This window comes from Crocinitomix algicola (genome assembly GCF_001661595.2).
Taxonomy (GTDB): domain Bacteria; phylum Bacteroidota; class Bacteroidia; order Flavobacteriales_D; family Crocinitomicaceae; genus Crocinitomix; species Crocinitomix algicola.
On sequence record NZ_LYPF02000020.1, the window covers coordinates 49159 to 67595 of the forward strand.

The 18437-nt window shown below is 35.5% G+C and carries 14 protein-coding genes; 4 read left to right on the forward strand and 10 right to left on the reverse strand.

Features of this window, described 5'->3' with window-relative positions; all coding sequences use genetic code 11:
* Positions 1-62 precede the first annotated feature (62 nt).
* Entirely contained in the window at positions 63-935 is an 873-nt protein-coding gene (locus A8143_RS13150; RefSeq protein ID WP_066759267.1) for a mechanosensitive ion channel family protein, read from the forward strand.
* Between the two features lie 50 nt (positions 936-985).
* Here the strand turns inward: A8143_RS13150 and A8143_RS13155 are convergent, their stop codons facing one another.
* The 5 genes from A8143_RS13155 to A8143_RS13175 form a co-directional block, all read right to left on the reverse strand.
* Positions 986-2236 (reverse strand): glycosyltransferase, encoded by a 1251-nt coding sequence (locus A8143_RS13155; protein ID WP_066759268.1) that lies wholly within the window; start codon positions 2234-2236, stop codon positions 986-988.
* Complete coding sequence (gene pdxH / locus A8143_RS13160; protein WP_066759269.1) at positions 2236-2874, reverse strand: pyridoxamine 5'-phosphate oxidase; 639 nt, start codon at positions 2872-2874, stop codon at positions 2236-2238. Before pdxH ends, A8143_RS13155 begins: the two co-directional genes overlap by 1 nt.
* A 10-nt stretch (positions 2875-2884) precedes the next feature.
* Positions 2885-3427 (reverse strand): DUF4494 domain-containing protein, encoded by a 543-nt coding sequence (locus A8143_RS13165; RefSeq protein WP_066759270.1) that lies wholly within the window; start codon positions 3425-3427, stop codon positions 2885-2887.
* Positions 3428-3582: 155 nt separating this feature from the next.
* Complete coding sequence (locus A8143_RS13170) at positions 3583-4662, reverse strand: hypothetical protein (protein WP_066759271.1); 1080 nt, start codon at positions 4660-4662, stop codon at positions 3583-3585.
* Positions 4663-4744: 82 nt separating this feature from the next.
* Complete coding sequence (locus tag A8143_RS13175) at positions 4745-6358, reverse strand: S8 family peptidase (RefSeq protein ID WP_066759378.1); 1614 nt, start codon at positions 6356-6358, stop codon at positions 4745-4747.
* 162 nt (positions 6359-6520) lie between these two features.
* Between A8143_RS13175 and A8143_RS13180 the strand changes: the two genes are divergently transcribed.
* Together A8143_RS13180 and A8143_RS13185 are read left to right on the forward strand one after the other, a co-directional pair.
* Complete coding sequence (locus A8143_RS13180) at positions 6521-9079, forward strand: S8 family peptidase (RefSeq protein WP_066759282.1); 2559 nt, start codon at positions 6521-6523, stop codon at positions 9077-9079.
* 77 nt (positions 9080-9156) lie between these two features.
* A complete protein-coding gene (locus tag A8143_RS13185) occupies positions 9157-9570 on the forward strand; it encodes a DUF5606 family protein (RefSeq protein WP_066759284.1) in 414 nt (137 codons plus the stop codon).
* Between the two features lie 49 nt (positions 9571-9619).
* On the opposite strand, the gene A8143_RS17065 is transcribed toward A8143_RS13185, so the two are convergent.
* A complete protein-coding gene (locus tag A8143_RS17065) occupies positions 9620-9787 on the reverse strand; it encodes a hypothetical protein (protein ID WP_175437543.1) in 168 nt (55 codons plus the stop codon).
* A gap of 84 nt (positions 9788-9871) precedes the next feature.
* Complete coding sequence (locus A8143_RS13190; RefSeq protein ID WP_066759285.1) at positions 9872-10468, reverse strand: RNA polymerase sigma factor; 597 nt, start codon at positions 10466-10468, stop codon at positions 9872-9874.
* Positions 10469-10819: 351 nt separating this feature from the next.
* Here A8143_RS13190 and uvrA point away from each other — a divergent pair, with 351 nt between their 5' ends.
* Positions 10820-13612 (forward strand): excinuclease ABC subunit UvrA, encoded by a 2793-nt coding sequence (uvrA, locus tag A8143_RS13195; RefSeq protein WP_066759286.1) that lies wholly within the window; start codon positions 10820-10822, stop codon positions 13610-13612.
* 4 nt (positions 13613-13616) lie between these two features.
* Here the strand turns inward: uvrA and A8143_RS13200 are convergent, their stop codons facing one another.
* The 3 genes from A8143_RS13200 to A8143_RS13210 form a co-directional block, all read right to left on the reverse strand.
* On the reverse strand, positions 13617-14657 hold the full coding sequence (locus A8143_RS13200; RefSeq protein ID WP_066759287.1) for a hypothetical protein: 1041 nt from the start codon (positions 14655-14657) through the stop codon (positions 13617-13619).
* A gap of 99 nt (positions 14658-14756) precedes the next feature.
* A complete protein-coding gene (rplS, locus tag A8143_RS13205) occupies positions 14757-15119 on the reverse strand; it encodes a 50S ribosomal protein L19 (protein WP_066759290.1) in 363 nt (120 codons plus the stop codon).
* A 94-nt stretch (positions 15120-15213) separates the two neighbouring features.
* A complete protein-coding gene (locus A8143_RS13210) occupies positions 15214-18420 on the reverse strand; it encodes a SpoIIE family protein phosphatase (RefSeq protein ID WP_066759292.1) in 3207 nt (1068 codons plus the stop codon).
* Positions 18421-18437: the final 17 nt, after the last annotated feature.

An 18437-nucleotide genomic window follows, 5' to 3' on the forward strand; every position in this document is an offset into this window, starting at 1 on the left:
ACAGTTGATTTAGACGCCCAAATATAATATATTATCTTTGTTTCAAACTAAAAATAATTAACATGCAAGAAGAAACAATCGCTACAAATGAAGTAGCCGCTGAGGCCGCACAATCGGCAGAAAATTGGTCTTTTAATTGGTCAGAATTACTGGATAAAGGGATTGAATATGGAACAAACCTAGTCATTGCAATTGCTGTTTTGGTGATTGGAATGATTATCGTTAAGCGAATTACCAAAACAGTATCCAAAGTGCTTTATAAGAGAGATTTTGACAAAGCTCTTCAAGGTTTTTTGGTTAGTTTGGTATCAGTATCACTGAAGGTATTGGTTGTACTAACGGCACTCAGTCAATTAGGTGTTGAAATGACAAGTTTTATAGCCTTGTTAGGTGCCGCTGGTTTAGCAATTGGTATGGCATTCTCAGGAACTCTTGGGAATTTTGCAGGTGGCGTTATGCTCCTCATATTCAGACCATATAAAATTGGAGATTATATCGAGGCTCAAGGTGAAACCGGTGTCGTACAACAAATACAAATTTTCAATACTATTTTACTTACCGTCGATAATAAAACGGTAATTGTTCCAAACGGAACAATGGCAAATGGTAACATCACCAACTACACAGAGCAAAAGAAGCGAAGAGTAGATTTCACAGTTGGGATTGCATACGGAGATGATTATGAAAAAGCAAAGAGCGTCTTAGAACGATTTATTGCTGAAGATGATAAGATTTTAAAAGATGAACCTAATTTTATTGGTTTAGTGACCCTTGCGGATAGCAGTGTTAACATCACTCTTCGAGTTTGGAGTAAAACCGAAGATTATTGGGATGTATATTTTAGAATGAATGAACGTATTTACAAAGAATTCGGTAAAGAAGGCTTAAATATTCCGTTCCCTCAAATGGATTTACACGTACATAACGTGCAATAAAATTTTTTACAAGTCAAAAAAGGTCTTCACTACAAAAATGAAGGCCTTTTTTATTTTAGCTCCAATTGGCGCAAGTGATGAAGTTGATCCTCCACCTTTTTTAAGTCACTTTGATCACCATTCGCCTTTAATAATTCATTAACTTGCGAATATAGTCCTTTGTCTGGTTTGCCATTATCTCTAAAGAAATGAACCATTTTAAGAACTTTAAAAGCATCCATCCATGTGAAGAAACGCTTTACAAAAGCCAATTCGGAACTTGAATTCTTTCTTATTTCAGATAGTGAATTTTGAAAATTCTGTTCTTCCAAAAACTTGCTTAAAATTGTTAAATCAAATGGATCCATTTTCCATTTAATTTGATCAAAATCTTCTGAGTATAATCGTGGAACTTGTTCTATAAAAAATTTTAGTATAGAAAAAGTATCGAAATTATAAGTTAAAAACAAATCTTGTTCTCCACTTATCCATTCTCCTACCGCTCTACCTGTTCCGAAAGGCACACGGTCAGAAACCCTTGGTGATGGAATTATTTTAGTTGTTTTTAATTCAGTAAATCCACCTAAGGCAATAATTTTATGAATAAAATAAAAATCCTCTCCGGCTTTTCTTTTATTCATACCTCCTTGTTTTTGATAAGCAAGTGATCGAACGGCCATACTTGAACCAACGGTATGGAATGCATAAGGTAAATTTGCGAATTCCAAGGCGAGCTTATAATACCTCAAGTGTAGTTCATAATTTGTAATGCCCGAATAAATTCCTGCTGAAAATTCTTGCCCACTCAGAGGATGTTCAAAATGAATGGCACAACCAGGAGATTTTGGATGAATTTTAAAATGCTCAATTAGTTCAGTAAGATAATTTTTTTCGCAGATTGCATCCGCATCAAAACAGGCTATAATTCCATCTTTGTTTATTTGATCAAACCGAGCAACAGCCTCATCCATACCTATCTTTCTTGCTAAACCAACTCCAGCATGTTTCTTTGGTAAATTTTCTTCATGAATCGTAAAACCTTTAATCGAATCTTCATTAACCTTTTTAAAAAAAGTATTTGCCAGTTTAACGGTACTCTGATTATTAGTCTTAATGCCTTCATCATGATGAACACCAGAATTGACGACCAAAATTATTTCGACAGCTTCTTTTGGACGATCGGCAGCAAACAACGATTCTAGTGTTTTGAGAACATTTTTTTCATTAAAACATGGAATGACCACAATTAGACCTAGATCCGTCCTTGGAGGGGTATTGATCGAAGGCGGTTGAAAACCGTATTTATCAAGATAAAAATTCATCAAGGCGCTAATCGATCAATTTTCCAAGCGTCATTAATTTTATCAAAAGCGTAACGGTCATGAAGTCTTCCTTCACGACCTTGCCAGAATTCAAAATAAGTAGGAATAACTTTCAAACCTCCCCAATGAGGAGGACGTGGAACTTCATTTGGAAATTTTTCTTCAAATTCAGAAAACCGCGTATTTAATACCGCTCTACTTTCAATAGACGTGCTTTGATTTGAAGCCCAGGCTCCTATTTTTGACTTTCTAGGACGACTGTTAAAATATTCATCCGATTTTTCGCTACTCACCTTTTCTACATTACCTTCAATTCGCACTTGACGTTGAGAACAAGGCCAATGAAAAAGAAGTGCTACATTAGGGTTAGCGATAATTTCCTCTCCTTTCCTACTCGTATAATTGGTATACATAATAAAACCCTCATCATCCATCTCGCGCATGTACAATATTCGGGATGCTGCCCCACCGTTTTTAGCAACTGTGGAAAAAGTAACTGTGTGCGGTTCAAAACAATCATTTTCAATCGCATCCTGCATCCAATCAGCAAACATTTTCATTGGATTTTGAGTTGTTAAGCCCTCTAGTTTCCCTTTTAAGAAATCCTCTCTTAACTCATACTTTTTTCCAGTTGACATAGTTAACAATTTATTCTTCTTCGCTTGCGTTGAAGGCTACATTGACATTCGGTGAAATTATTTCTTCTTCCTCTTCTTGCGGAGCAATTGAACCTCCTCCATTGTATTCATCTCCTTCAACTTCTCCTGGTTCAAATGGGAATATTTCAACAATTGGAGTCACAGAAATCATTGGTATTTCAAAGGTAACCATCAAACCTTTTAAACTTTCTTCAATTCTTTCGTAGGCTGATTTTACTGAATGAGCTGAAACTAAAAAATTATTATTGACCTTTTTTTCTTTTCCAGAATCTGCATCTTCAGTAATATATGACACTTTACATTTGTACCAATCCTCTGCATCGTCATAATGAAAAATATCAGCGTAATCTGTTTTCGCTATTGATGTCACTAAAAATTCACCTCTCACAAATTCACCAACTTCTTGATAAATTCTTGCTTCTGCCTCTGTAAATGACAATGAACTCACCAAATATGGTTCAGTCACCCGTTTTAGCGTTCCATCTTGAAATTCTTTTGTAAACTTTACTTTTACGGTATACCAACTATTCATGTGCTAAAATTAATTTGCACAAAAATAAGGATATTCAACTAGGAATAAGAAAAAGTTGCTTGGAATTTAACTTGAATAAACAATAGTTTTAATCAACCATACAGACTCCCACTTATAAAATGAAAACAGTTGGAATTGATTTACACAAGCCTGACTTAAAACTCATATATTTTACCGTTCCACCATACTGCAAATGCGGTTCTGCTGAACTTTAACAAGATTGTATTCCCTTGTAATCTAAAACTTTCAACCCGTTGACGCGTAATTTCAATTTCTTTCCCTCTTACAAAAGCATTTACACCTCCCCATTGATTAGTAAACGCCATAATCCCCCCATCAATTTGAGGTTCAACTACAGTGCTATTATAGATTCGATAAATATTCTCATTATACCAAACTTTTGTGGCTCCAATATCATTGAAAACTACTAAACTGTCACGAACAATAATATTCTGAAGATCATAACCAAGTTCGGAAATTCGTTCTTCCCGATACACCCGATGAACCCCACCGGCATCTTGATAATAAATAAAATTATCTCCACACTGATAGCGCTGAGCATGCTGTTGTTCTGCATCTATAACATAACCATTATCGAACACTGTAAACGTACCATTTATTGGATCATTAAAAGCTGCTACATCCTGTCCACAAGAAAAATCTAAATGTTGATTCGTACTTAAAAGGTTAAAGAATTTTCCACGCCAAAATAACTGAGCGCTACCTGTATTATCCCGATAAACAAATACATTAGAACCAACGTTAGAAGCCGAGAAGGGATAATCCCCAACTACCATAGCGACATCTCTTACTTCATCTTGATAATAATATTTTACATAGCCACCTATAGCATCTTGAAATACAACAAGGCTGTCACCATAACCATAGCCTAAAGCATTAGAAGTTAGTATGTGACGAATCCCTCTGTCAAAAACTCGAATCACATTTGCTGTCCGCATAACTAATAGATTGTCAGTTACGTGAATGTCGTTGTAGGTTTGCCCCATTAAGGTTTGTTCTCCTTCATAAATAACAAATACATCTCCTTTCGAATCGACAAAACAAACATATTCGTTTCCTACAAAAACCTCTGCTGCCTGCTGATAATAAATTTTCTCAAAAATTCCAGAATTGAACTGAAAAAGTCTAAAGTTTGCATCCGTGAAAACATTCATGTTTTGACCAAACAGCGAACTTGTAATTAAAGTAAAGAATAGAATAATTATATATTTCATAAGTACGAATATGGGAATAATTTTAACAAAAAAAATGCCAACATCGTGTTGATGTTGGCATTTAAACGAATTCTATAATAAATTATTTTGCCGTTTTTTCAATTGCTAATTCAACAGCATTGTATGTATTCACAATTCCTCCAGTTGAACTTAGTGTTTTAAACGGAACTTCATTATCTGATGTTCCTGGCAGCGGAGTAGTTAAATCAATTTTTTGCACAGATTCAAAAATGATATCTCTAATCTCAAACATTGTCAATTCCGGAAAATAAGATTTTAACAATGCCGCTAATCCAGCAACCATTGGAGATGCCATTGATGTTCCTTGAATTGCAGCATACTCATTGTTCGGAGTTGTAGCATAAATCTCTAATCCAGGAGCAAATACATCCACCATTTCTTCATCATAATTTGAAAAAGTAGCTGCAAGACCTTGTTGTTTTAATCCACCTTCTTTACTTAATTTTGCTTTTTTATAACGTGTTGAAGCACCTACTTCAATCCAGTTCTTAAACTCCTCATTCATTGAAGGGTATTTAGGAGAAGGGAAATTAGATTCCTTTCCAATGTCCTTAGAAGAATTTCCAGCAGCATGACAAATCAAAACACCTTTTTCTTCTGCGTAACGAATTGCCTTTATAACCTCTTCTTGATAAGGTGAAAATGCTTTACCGAAACTTCCGTTAATAATTTGTGCTCCATTATCAACCGCATAACGAATTGCTAAAGCAACATCTTTATCACGCTCATCACCATCAGGAATAGCACGTACCGACATAATAAGTACATTATCAGCAACACCATCGTTACCTATCCCGTTATTTCGTGTAGCAGCAATAATTCCCGCTACATGCGTTCCGTGAAACGCGTCAGGACCTTCTACGATATTATTTCCATAATTTACATCACTAAAATCTGATGGATCATCTCCCACTACTGAACGTGCATCCAAATCCACATTGTAGTGATAGTTCAATTGACCGTTAAAATAATCGAAAGCACCTTGTAATTGCTCCTTAACATCTTCGACAGAGGCACCGCTTTTTGCTAAAGGATAAATTAAGTTTGCAGACTCGCCAACTTTAGGATCCTTTAATGCCTTTTTAAGGTCTTTTTTAGAATAAGCTCCACCAAAATGCTTTACTAACTCTGCATCAGCTGATTGGTACTTTTCCAAAATTCCTTCGTACTGTTTGATTTGTGCAGTACGTTGTTTTACTGTACCTTCTACTTCATCACGATAAACCTTATATTTTTCAAACTCGGCTTTATCAGAAGCAGGTATGTCAGAATCACTTTTACCCGCGTACTTTTCATGATATTTTTTATATAAACGAGTTACCTCTAACTGCTCATGGTTTATATTTTCGCCGTCAGGATTCCCTAAAAAACTCCATCCGTTTACATCATCAATATAACCATTGTTATCGTCATCTATTCCATTCCCTGGAATTTCATCCTTGTTTACCCAAATAGAACCTTGAAGATCTTCGTGCTCAATATCCACACCTGAATCAATAACGGCTACAACAACTTTTTCAGCAGGTTTTTTATCTGCTAGTAGTTTAGCATAAGCTTTATCAGTGCTCATACCGTATTTTGCACCATTATACCAATTCAAGATTTTCTTATCCACATCTTGAGCCCCTGCGTTATAAGCAAATAACAAGGCTGAAGCGACAAGTATTTTATTCATGTTGTTCATATTATATATTTAGTCCGCTAAAATTACAAGAATTCTTTCAAAAAGTCACCATGAACTACACAAAAGGTTGAATTGCTCAATAATCGCAAAAAAATAATGTTAAATTCGTTAAACCTTCACTATATTAATTACGTCAATTGTAAAAATCTTCATATGAAATACTTGCTACTCACACTTCTTATAGGTTCATCTTTTCTTATAAATGGGCAAATTCAAAATGCATCTATTTCTTTTAATCATTACCGAAGCAATAAAGGCAATACTAGGATTAATTTTGCAGTGAAAGGAAATGAATCAGTTTTAAGACAATCAGAAGACATTCATTATAAGTACAAAAATGGCAATTGGCATTTTATTTATTGTTCATCACATCGTGTGGCAGAATTAATGAAAGAAGGGATAATCGAGCAATTGTATTTTGATCCTTCGGTGGGGCATTTATTAAACGATACGATGCGTATTGTTCAAAATGTTGATAGTGTTCATGCTGGTCATTCGCCGTTGCAGCGATCATTTACAGGAAAAGACGTTGTACTGGGGTACATTGATTCTGGACTTGATCATAACCATGAAGATTTTAAAAATGAAGATGGAACAACACGAGTTCTTTATTATTGGGATCACAGTTTAGGTATTCATCCAGATAGAACTCCGGGTAAATATGGCTACGGTCAGGTATGGACTTCAGAAGAGATAAATGACGGTTCTTGTACTTCTACAGACGAGAATGCGCACGGTACGACTGTGACCGGAGCTGGTTCTGGGAACGGACGAGCTACAGGAACAAACCAAGGTGTTGCTCCAGAATCGGATATCATCATCGTTGAAACAAATTTTAGTTTACCAAATTGGACCCTTACGGTTGCTGATGGTATTGACTTCATATTTTCCATGGCAGACACTTTAGGTAAGCCAGCTGTCGTTAACACTTCTGTTGGATCTTATTTTGGTAGCCATGATGGTACAGATCCAGCTTCGCAAATTATTGATAGCTTGTTGATGGACAAGCCGGGGAGAATTGTAGTCGGAGCGGCTGGAAATTCTGGGGCACAAGGAAAATATCATGTAAAAGGTTATGTTGATGCTGACACTTCTTTTACTTGGTTTGATGTAAATCCAGCTTCTGCTTTTGGAGGTGCAGCAACCTATTTTGACTTGTGGTCGGATACGGCTGATTTTAAAAACGTGCATTTTGCTTTTGGAGCTGATCAAGTCTCCCCGAGTTTTGAATTCCGTGGTAGAACTAACTTCTATACCATTGAACCACTTTTAGGCACAACAACCTACGACACGATATTTTGGGAAGGTAACCGTGTAACGCCCGTAGAATTCTATGCGGAAGAAATCAATGGAGTTTACCACCTGGAAATGGTCATGCTGAATCCTGATTCACTTGATTTTTATTACCGTTTTGAGACAACTGGTGATGGAGTGTATGATTTATGGTCTGGGGCCTGGGCAGGAGCTTCTAATATCGTTCATTTAGGATTACCAAGTCCAATCGATTTCCCTCCCATTGTCAATTATCATATTCCTGACTCCCTATCTACCATTGTGAGTTCATGGACTTGCTCTCCTAAAGTTGTGACCGTTGGCAATTTCAAAAATCAATATGATTATATCGATTATTTGGGTGAACCTTATGTATTGGGTGGTGGTCCCCCTGGTGAATTAAGTCCCAACTCGAGTAAAGGTCCGAACAGACGTGGAGTTGTTAAGCCTGATGTCTCTGCAACAGGTGATGGAATTATGAGCGCTTGTCCATTGTGGTTGTCAGCCTCACTAAAAATTTCCAATCCAAGCATGTTAGCTGAAGGTGGAGAACATGTTCGAAATGGTGGAACCTCAATGGCATCACCTGTAATTGCTGGAATTGCCGCACTTTATTTAGAAAAATGTTCCGAAGCGACTTATCAAGATTTTTTAAATGATCTTCATGAATTAGCCTATTCAGATGCTTTCACGGGCATCACACCAAACACAGGATATGGATATGGCAAAGTTGATGCATTCGAACTTCTTAATCATTCTAACTACTCTACCACTTTATTAGGTGACACATTAATTTGTGCAACGCCAGAGGTATATGAGCTCGAAGAAGGCCCATTTACTTCGTACGAATGGTTTAATGATGAAACGGGTTCTTCCGTAACTTTAAACGAAACCGCAAATGTATACGCTATCATCAAAAATGATAAAGGTTGTATTGCATACACTGACACCCTCGAAGTAGCAAAAGGAACCATGCCAATTCCGCCATCTATTAATCAAATTGGCGGAGGATTAGTAAGTACACCCGCAGCAAATTATCAATGGTATTTTAATGGTGAGCCCATTGACGATTCGAATACGCAATTCTTAAACCCGGACTCATCCGGAAGTTATGTTGTTGAAGTAATTAGCGAAGATGGTTGTTCATTGTTCTCAGAACCAATAATAGTAGAATCCGCTTCAATTGAAGAAATGGGGAGTACTGATTTTTTAATATTTCCCAACCCATTCCAAGATGAGTTAAAAATAATTAAAGGGGAACACCATAAAGTTGACATATCCATATCCGATATCTCTGGCAAACAAGTTTATTTTGAAAATAACATTCCCGCAGAAAGCTTGTTTATCACATTTAATTTGAGTCATTTAGAAAACGGAGTATACGTCCTCACTTTTTACTATGATAATAACTTTAGCACATTTCGTGTTATTAAACAATAAATGAAATAAAACTTACGGAAGTAGAAGGTCTGAATTGATAATTTTATATTTTTGCCGACTACAGAAAAAAACTACAAATGAATTTAAAAGGACTAATTGCAATATCAGGAAAATCGGGATTATTTAAGGTTGCTGCTCAAGGTAGAAACAACATTATTGTTGAATCTCTAGATAATGGTAAAAAATTTCCAGCTTTTGCGACAGATAAAATTTCTGCACTAGAAGACATTAGTATTTACACTTATGAAGAAGATGTACCATTGGTAGAAGTTTATTCTAAAATGGCTGAACATGCAAACTATGAAAAGTCTTTGAGTCATAAAGAAAAAGCGGAGAGTCTGAAAGATGAATTAAGTGCATTTTTGCCGGATTATGATGAAGACCGTGTTTATGAATCAGATATTCGTAAATTGTTTCAATGGTATAACATTCTTGTCGATAAAGGATTTGTGGTACGTGGTGAAGATAACGCAGCTTCGGAAGAAGAATAGGAAATATTAAACAAGTAAAATAAAAAGGGGCCTTTTGCAGGCCCCTTTTTTAGTTTAAAATTAGTTCAACACTTTTTTTCTTCCTTTCATCCTCAGAAGTTAGTTGATGCACTTCTAATGACTTTGAGAAATTTAATATCTGACTGAGCACTTCGGCTTTTGGAGATTGATTAATTTCGTTTGAAGATTTTGTTTTACTCGTGTAGATTTTCATCATAGGCTACTTACTCTTTTTTTTACAAGTAAACGTAAAGTTCATTCACTTATTGTTTGTAACCCAAAAAAAATACTTCTTTAATTATTATACAGTTATACTAACTTTGTGTTTATCAACTAGTTTTCTTAAATTGATAAGCGCATAACGCATTCTACCAAGTGCAGTATTAATACTTATATCTTCTTTATCAGCAATATCTTTAAACGACATTCCTTTGAAAATTCGGTTTTGAAGCACATCCCTTTGTTCTTCTGGTAAGTATTCTACCAATCTAACTAAATCAGTTTCGATTTGACCTTTAATCATTTCGTCTTCTATATTATTATCTGTCAATTTTAGTACAGAAAAAATATTATAATCTTCACTTTTTGAACTTGATTCAGAAATCATTTGCATTTTATTCGACCGTCTAAAATGATCAACAATCATGTTGTGAGAAATGGTTAGAACCCAAGGTAGGAATTTTCCTTCCTCATTATAAGAACCGTTTTTTAATGTGCGTATGACTTTTATAAACACATCTTGGAACAAATCATTTGCTAAATTCTGATTTCGAACTTTTGAAACAATATATCCAAAAATGCGATCTTTGTTACGCATTAGTAATGTTTCAAAAGCTTTTTCATTACCCTCTAGATACGATCGTATCAAGTCCTTGTCAGACAGAATTTCATTTGCCATAAGCTTACTCGTTTTAGTCGCGCACCAAAAATTGAAGCACGTATTTTTTCATTTCAATTATCAAAGAGTAAACAGTATAACCTATAGGCAAATATTAATTTAATGTTCTCAAATATAAGGTAATTGTACAAATTATCAAAATTAACAATTTAGCAAAAAATAAATATTCATTGTTAATTATGTGAACTTTGAATCTAATCAATAGTTCCAAATCATACTAAAAAACTTATAAAATGAACTCGTTTGAACTAGATAACGCAAAAAATAATGAATGGTTGGAAATCTGATAAAAAAAATATTTTTTTTGGCTAGATTAACTTTATCTTTGAGTTATCGCGTAAAAAAAAGAAGATGTCGAAAGCAGATAGAAGTATTGCCATTAAAGGGGCTCGAGTACACAACCTAAAAAATATAGACGTAAATATTCCTCATAATCAATTCATTGTAATTACTGGGCTATCAGGTTCTGGTAAAAGCTCGCTCGCTTTTGATACTTTGTTTGCCGAAGGACAGCGCCGATATGTTGAAAGCCTTTCTTCTTACGCCAGGCAATTCTTAGGCAAACTAGATAAACCTGATGTTGATTATATCAAAGGAATTTCTCCAGGAATTGCAATAGAACAAAAAGTGATTTCAACCAATCCCAGGTCGACAGTTGGTACGGTTACGGAAATTTATGACTACTTGAAGGTCCTTTTTGCACGTGCGGGTAAAACGTATAGTCCAATAAGTGGTGATGAAGTAAAAAAACACAGCGTATCTGATGTGGTTAACTTCGTCAAAACTTTGGATGAAGGCTGTCGATTCATGGTATTAAGTCCTTGGATAATACGCGAAAAAATCAGCTTTAAAAAAGCGGTTGAGATATTAATTTCTCAAGGATTTACTAAGGTTTTCGTGAAAGGAAAGGCTTATAATCTAGACGAAATTGATAAAAAAACATATGATCAGGGCGAACGTTTTATAATTGTCGATAGATTAAGTCATATAAAAGATGATGAAGATTATGATTCGCGACTTGCTGACTCCGTACAGACTGCCTTTTATGAAGGGTTTGGTACCTGTACGATTCACCAAATGGAAACCAACCATCAAACCGATTTCTCCAATCGTTTTGAATTAGATGGTATCGAATTTATTGAGCCCTCTGTTAATTTTTTCACGTTCAATAACCCATTTGGAGCATGCAGGTCATGCGAAGGTTATGGAAGTATAATAGGAATTGATCCGGAATTAGTAATTCCCGATAAAAATTTAAGTGTCTATGAAGAAACTGTAGCACCTTGGAAAGGAGAAAAGATGCGAGAATGGCGCGATCAGTTTATTGCACATGCAGCAAATCATAATTTCCCTATACATCGAGCATACAGTGAATTGACGGAAGAAGAAAAAACGCTCCTTTGGAAAGGTAGTGGCCGCATGCAAGGAATAGATGATTTTTTTGAGTACGTTCAATCTAAGACCTACAAAATTCAGTATCGTATAATGTTATCACGTTACCGTGGTAAAACGAAATGTCCTGATTGCAGAGGAACGAGACTTAGAAAAGAAACAAATTATGTTAAGATCGACGGACATCAATTGAGTGATTTAATGTTGATGCCAATCGATGAATTAACGGAACTTTTTAAACAAATTACACTCGACAAATACCAGACAGAAATTGCAGAGCGATTGTTAATAGAAATTCAAAACCGACTTTCCTATTTATGTGAAGTTGGATTAGGGTATTTAACCTTGAATCGTCAATCGGCAACCTTATCTGGAGGTGAATCCCAAAGAATTAATCTAGCCACTTCACTTGGCAGTAGTCTTGTAGGTTCGATGTATATATTAGACGAACCAAGTATTGGCCTGCACCCTAAGGACACTCATCGTTTAATTGGCATTCTAAATCAACTCAGGGATGTTGGAAACACTGTGATTGTAGTTGAACATGAAGAAGAGATGATGCAAGCAGCTGATCAAATCATAGATATTGGTCCAATGGCAGGTGTTAACGGTGGACAAATTGTTTTTCAAGGTAGACACGCAGAATTACTCAATGCAAAAAATAGTCTAACGGCTGATTATCTCACCAAGCGAAAATCTATACCTATTCCAACAAACAGGCGAAAATTGAATAGTGCAATATTCATTGAAGGTGCTCGTGAGAATAATTTAAAAAATATTAATGTAAAAATTCCCCTTAACGGTTTGGTTTGTATTTCCGGAGTTTCAGGCTCTGGAAAATCAACACTCATTAAACAGATTTTTTATCCTGCACTTTTAAAACAATTAGGAAAGTCCAGCTCCACAATTGGAGATTTTAATGGATTATCAGGAGATATAGATCGCATCGAAGATGTTGAAATGGTTGATCAAAATCCCATTGGTCGTTCATCAAGAAGTAATCCAGCAACTTATGTGAAAGCTTTTGATTTCATCCGCGATTTATTCGCTAAACAACAACTGGCAAAAGTTAGAGGATATAAAGCAGGTTACTTTTCATACAACGTTCCTGGCGGAAGGTGTGAAGTATGTAAAGGTGAAGGTGAAATTACCATTTCAATGCAATTCATGGCAGACGTAAAATTGGAGTGTGAAGAATGCAAAGGGAAACGGTTTACTACGGAAGCTTTAGAGGTAGAATTTAATGGTAAAACCATCAATGATGTTTTAAACATGACGATAGAAGACGCTATGTCCTTTTTTGATGGAGGCAACCGTTTAGAGGAAAAAATAATTGAACGCATTGGTCCACTATATGAATTAGGATTAGGATATTTAAAACTTGGACAATCTTCGAGCACTCTATCCGGTGGTGAGGCTCAACGTGTAAAGTTAGCCTCTTTTTTAACCACAAATAAAAGCAAAGTAACCCCTACTCTATTCATATTTGATGAACCGACAACGGGACTTCATTTTCACGATATAGAAAAACTCGTACTCTCCTTCAATCAATTAATAAAAAAAGGACATTCTGTTTTAGTTATTGAGCATAATGGAGATGTTTTAAAAACAGCTGATTGGATAATTGATATTGGACCCGGCGGTGGAAAACATGGTGGTCAAGTTTTGTTTGAGGGGGTACCTGAAGACCTTGTGAAATGCTCTGAAAGTGTGACCGGAGAATTCTTAATTGAAAAATTAAAAGAAGCATAATTCTCTACTCCTTTTTCGTTCGAATATTTATACCTACTGAACTGTAGATAAAACCAGTAGTCGATACTCCGGCGCGAACTATGATTGGGTCGTCCTCTGGTACAGCCCTCAGCCCAAGACCGATATGGTATTGCTCTATGTCCGAACCGAAACCTGAATACTCATTAAAAGGAATATTAATTCCTGTTGCTATTTCTATTTTTAAGGGTGAAGTACCGATTAAACCGATCAAATAACCTTGCGTTGAGAACAAGGTTCCTCCTTCATATTGCCAACCATATCGACCCGCTACACCATAACCTAATTGAACACCTTTACGATTAAAATAAAAATGATCTACTGACAAACCACCTCCAATAAAATCCCCATTAAAACTAAAGCAATAAGCAAAGGCAGATAGATGTATCTGATGCGGAAGTTTTTGTTTTACATGAGCGTTGGGTAAAACTTTTGAGGTTGGTTTACTTATAAAGTAGGCTATTCGCAATTTCGCACTATAGAGTGGTTCGTTAAACCCTAACCTCGCAAGATTTACGCTAATATTAGGGTGAAAAATAAGTCGTTTTGGGGTAATATATCTATAGCCTAACCTAAACCTACATTCCGCATCCATTCTTTTGACAAAAGGATTATTTCTAGTGTACCTGCCTACCCCAAAGAATGTTGAAAGTTCTAATTGATGGTAACGACCTAAAAATATGGAGGGCCCCGTATATCCACCCCAATATCGGTAGGGTTCTGATTCCTTTAAATTTGGGTAATTTATAAAATTACCGACTTCACCCTGCAAAGCGTATTGATCCATCATCGTCAAACCAATATTCCACTCCAAGTTTAAGTGATAAGATTCTGACACCCCTATCGAAATTCCTAAATCATAAGAGTAAGTCTGAAATTCGAATTGATTTTCTTTAATTTGATTAATGTCATAATTCAACCCAAACTCACCAAATATAGAGTGGTATTTATAAAGTTGCAACGAATCTGTTTGTGCCACTACCTGGAAACATAACCAATATAAAGCTGATATTATGAATTTTCTCATTCGACTCCTACTTCAGCTAAATTTAATTAAAAATGGTTATAAACGAAAAAATCCTACCAAAATGGTAGGATTTTCTTCAGATTTATCTGAATACTATTTTTACTTAGTAGCGTAAACTTTTTTCTCTCTGATACGAGCTGATTTTCCTCTTCTCTCTCTAAAGTAGTAGATTCTTGCTCTACGTACATCACCAACTTTATTCACTTCAATTTTTTCGATGAATGGTGAATTAAAAGGAATAACTCTTTCCACACCGATATTACCAGACATTTTTCTCACTGTAAAAGTTTCTGTAGCTCCAGAACCTCTTCTTTGAATTACAACGCCTTGGAATAACTGAACTCTTTCTTTGTTACCCTCTTTAATTTTATAGTGCACAGTTACTGTACTACCCGCTTTAAAATCAGGAAATTCGTTTTTCCCGTTTAACTCTTCCTGAACTTCTTTTATAATGTTACTCATGTCAATAATCTTTGGCTCCCTTAATTACGGGGGTGCAATATTACGAAGAATAAATTATATAACACAACGGTAACCCCTTTTTTTTTAGTTTTTTTTACAATTTGTTTTCAACTTCATTTTGTTCATTTAAAACCTTTTCACCAATTTTAAATCCCACAACACAAATATCATCTACTTGTTCTGTATTTCCCATCCAATTTAGTAGTTCTTTTTCGAGTAGTTGACCTTGGACCACGAAATTTTCATTCGCAATCTTGCGAATAAAGTTTTTCATGTTTTTGACTTTATACTTTTTGTCAAATTCACCTCCAAACTGATCTGCATAGCCGTCCGTAGTCATATAAAATTTCATATCTAAGGACAAGGGTATTTCGTGTTCCTCATAAACTTGATTTTCTGGTGTAAAGCCCGCAACTGCCACTTTAGTTGCTTTTATTTCAGTCAATTCATTATGTTCATTAAAGATCCATAACGGTCGATTTGCTCCTGCATAATAAAGTGTTTTCTTGTTTAAATCAACAGTGCATACCGCTGCATCCATACCATCTCTTGTCGCATTTTTTTGACCATCTTGCTTCAGCGATTTTTTAATCGCTTGGTTCAGCTCAGACAAAATTTGAGCCGGTGAGGTAATTTTCTTTTCCGATACAATATTATTCAACCTATCCGATCCTATCATACTCATAAAAGCACCAGGAACACCATGACCTGTGCAATCTGCGCAAATTATTATAAGCTTGTTTTCACGTGCTAAAAACCAATAAAAATCACCACTTACAATATCTTTAGGACGAAACAGCACAAAAGAGTTTGGTAACCATTTTTTCATTTGTTCTTCAAGGGGTAAAATCGCTTCTTGAATTCGTTGAGCATAATTTATACTATCTTCTATTTCTTTTTTTTGATGCTCAAGCACAATATTTTTCTGAGAAATTTCACTCGTTCGTTCTTCAACAACCCCTTCAAGCCACAAGTTTTTTGATTTTAACCGCATTGAGCTAATTTTCACTCCTAAAAATAGCACAAACAAAAACGCAAATCCATATAATAAATAGGCCCATCCGGTTCGGTACCAAGGAGGTAAAACCGTAAATGAATAAGTTGCCATTCGACTTATTTGTCCGTAAATATTTTTTGCCTCCACTTTAAATTGATAATTCCCTTCATCAAGATTATTATAACTTACTTCACTTTTAAGATTCCAATTTGACCAATCATCATCATAACCTTCTAGTAAAAATCGGTATTCGGGTTGATGTTCATCTTCAAAATACGGTGCTGAAAAAGAGAATTGAACATCATTCAGCGCATAGTGAATAGCAGGAACGTCAGATTGCCTCTGAAGTCCAGTTGATTTATCTTTGGCACCTGGATGCACTCCGTTAAATAAAACATCACCTTTGATAAGCTTTACTTGTCTAATTAATGCTGAAAAATCAGAATGATATCTCTTAAAATCATTTTGTTGATAGCGAATAAGGCCTTCAGCTGCGCCAATCCAAAAAACACCATTATCCTCGAGGTAAAACTTATTAATTCGTCCATAATCTATCCCCCAAAAAGGTCGATTGATAAATGATTTCGTATTTTCATCATAGTACCCAACTTTAAATTCATTACAATACCATGTTCGATCAATTCCTTTTTCTAGCAATAAAAACTGTCCAGTGAATAAAGAATCTTTTAACTCATAGGTTTCAAAAATTCCTTTAACAAGGTCGGGATCATTAAGTTCTTCTTCTGTCAGCTGTTCTTTTAGTTCCGCTTTCATGATATCTTCATGAACGAAATAATACAGACCGTCTTTTGCACCAAAAATCAGACTATCTCCATATAAAATAGGTTTTCCCATTCCATCCAACAACCCATCAAAATCGCCATATTGATCGAGTTTAAAAGTCTTATTTCCCTTATCAATAATTCGCAAAGCTCCTGAAGCGGTTGTTCCTAACCAAATTGTGTTCACATCATTTGGATCAAGTTCGCCACCTAAAAAAGTTGAAAATGACTGGTTATGCGACCAAATGACATCGAAGTCTTTATTAAAAATGAAAATTCCATCCGCTCCACCAACGATAAAATAGTCTTTGATTGGATGAAAAATTAATGTAGTTGAATTGACATCTGTAGTTTGTTGATAATTTAATCCATCTTTTGTTGCAAGTACGCCATTCGCTGAAGCCACATAGAGAATATCATCAACGATTTCAAAATCCCAAACTTGCCCTTTTAGAACTCTTGTATTTTTAAATATTCGTGCTCCAAAGGCATCTTGGTCTTGGACAAAAAGTCCATAAGAGGTACCGACATATAGTTTATCCTTATATCGGATAATTGCTTCAACATTTCCTTCAATGCCCGTTTTATCATCAAAATATGAAAGCGGGGAATGATAATTCACTTTTGAAATCCCATTTTCTAATGCTAGCCAAAGGTTTAGATCACGATCTTGAAAAATTGCATGTACAACATCAGATCGAATACCTACGCTTCTATCAATTTTACGAATTAAATTTGCATTTTTATCAATAACCAGAACTCCTTTTGTCAAGGTATTCAGCGCAAAAGTTCCATCTCTTAAACGAATTGAACCATAAATTCCCCACTCATGCGTTGGTAAAGGGTTTTGATCAGGCAAAACCTTAATCTGATTGTTCGACCATTTAAACACCCCTAATTCCTGTGTTATTATCAATAAACTATCTCCCTCGATCTCGTGTAAACCAAACACACCATAATTAGCAAAAATCTCAGAACCTTTGAGTTGAATTAATTCGTCTTTCACCTTTTTCACAAGGCCCACCTCACGTTGTCGCAAATACAACTCATTATTGATTAAAAAACTTGTATGAAAACTTGTAGAGGGAATTAAGTAGTTCGTTTTTTTAGTTTGAATATCATAGGTAATTAAGACTTCTTCCGCTTGAAAGTATACAAATTGTTGTGTCGCGTGAATGCGCCAAACATTGCTAAAAAAAAGGTTTTCTGGTAAATCGGACCTTAGAGATACAAACTTCAATCCACCAGTTGAATCAGGTGCAAGTAAACCAAAATCATCATAAGTTCCAACATAAATAACACCGCTTGAATCCAATGCTAAAGAGCGAGTAAAGGCCCCGAATCCAGCCTGAATAAAATTCCATTTTTCTCCATCAAACTCATGTACGCCATGAGAAGTACCGAAATACATTACTCCGCGATGATCTTGGATTACACAAAAGTTTTCGGGATTTCTATCTTTCCCATAATCCTTGATTGAATAATTTACAATTGGCGGATAGAAATTTTGAGTCAATGCCATGAAACAGCAAAGTGAAC